Raw genomic sequence first — 1,603 nt, 5'->3', positions numbered from 1 at the left:
CGAACATCTAAAGGGCATGAATGGTGTCCTTTTTTGGTGTTCTTAAATGGTTATTACTAATAAATGGTATACAAAAATAAAGTTGATGGCAAAATACCTATCAACTTTATTTATCGTACAGCCTAAATTATAAAAAGGTACGATATAGACTTTCATGGGTCTATGTCGTACCTTTTTAGTTTGAAAATGAAAAAAGGCGTTAATCAAATGATTAACGCCCCCTACTTTTTCGCTTATCGATAATGAAATATTCAATTTGTGAAACACTCAATATTGGGCATATTGGGAACAAAAATAAACAACTATGAATTACGATAACTTTTAAAATACCCGTTTTATAGTCTTTTTAGAAACACTTTATTACGATGTATACCGATAGACTTTATATAAACCGGACCATTTTCGGACCATCCGTACAAACAAATTATGTGGGAGTAAACTTGCTCGCCAGTCTTAATTGACTAGCGTTTTTTTGTATAAAAATAATTGAATTAAATTTGCAATCTACCATGCAATGATTTTTTTGATTATTTTTAGACAAATAAAAAATCCCTTTCAAAGGACTCCAGGACACCTTGGAAGCATAATTTATTTAAGTTAGATACATATTATATGTACGAAGGCATTTCATTTACACAAGATTCTTGACGCTACCTAATTTATTTCTCAGTAATGAGAAATAAATTATAAGTAATCCCGACCCTTAGCTTTTCATGACATCCTGACTGGTCAATGCGAGTGGCAGGAATCGAACCTGCATCGAAAAGTAGGTTATGCTTGAATTAAAGGAACCGTTCTACCATTGAACTACGCTCGCATGAAGGCCCAACTAAGGGCCAGCTATAAATTGCTATTTCATATCGGAATCAACTTTATCTGTAGATGCTTCGTTGGTGAAAGTTTAGATACTTATAAGGCCAAAATAAGAAATTGAAAATTGTGAATTTCTTAGCTAATAAACACACAAATAAACACACGTACCAAGTAATAACAGTTATTAAGAATACTAAAAGAAAATAGTTGCTTATTCCTAATTTAATTAGTATAACTCTGAGTATTGAGGTGCTGGGTGCATGAACAAGATAAATAATTAATGAATATTTTCCATACTTCTCAAAATATTTAAAAAGCTTATTTTTGGGCAATCTTGAGAATAAATACAATATAAGTGGTATTGATGTAAGTTTTGTCAAAAAATTACTTTTTGTTAATAAGTTGGTGTTATACCAATTACCACCAGCAAAATATTGTTGCACGATTCCTATAAAAAATATAACAATAAAAGCAATTAATAGAATTTTCTTGCCCCTATTTTCTATCTTGATATTATTAATTAAATAACCCATATAAAAGCATATGGTCCAAGTGAAAGTTTGTGCTAAGAAATATGGGAAATTTACAAATTGACTAATAAAAAACAATAAAAGGTAAATTCCGCCTTGCAAATACATATTTACATGTAATAGATTAAAGAAAGGTAGCGTCCAGAATCTTGTGTAAATGAAATGTCTTCGTACATATAATATGTATCTAACTTAAATAAATGATGCTTCCAAGGTGTCCTGGAGTCCTTTGAACCCTCGGTGGATCCGCTTCAGAGACT

Annotated in this window: 1 protein-coding gene and 1 tRNA gene; both read right to left on the bottom strand. The window is 30.9% G+C overall.

Going from position 1 to position 1,603, the window contains the following annotated elements:
- Positions 1-733 precede the first annotated feature (733 nt).
- A tRNA-OTHER gene (locus FHL05_RS12325) sits at positions 734-817 on the bottom strand.
- Between the two features lie 55 nt (positions 818-872).
- Entirely contained in the window at positions 873-1,502 is a 630-nt protein-coding gene (locus FHL05_RS12915) for an acyltransferase family protein (protein WP_420838745.1), read from the bottom strand.
- Between the last annotated feature and the right edge of the window lie 101 nt (positions 1,503-1,603).

It is taken from the genome of Companilactobacillus halodurans, assembly GCF_009600995.1.
In the GTDB taxonomy this organism is placed as follows: domain Bacteria; phylum Bacillota; class Bacilli; order Lactobacillales; family Lactobacillaceae; genus Companilactobacillus; species Companilactobacillus halodurans.
This window is presented reverse-complemented; position numbering and strand designations above follow the sequence as displayed.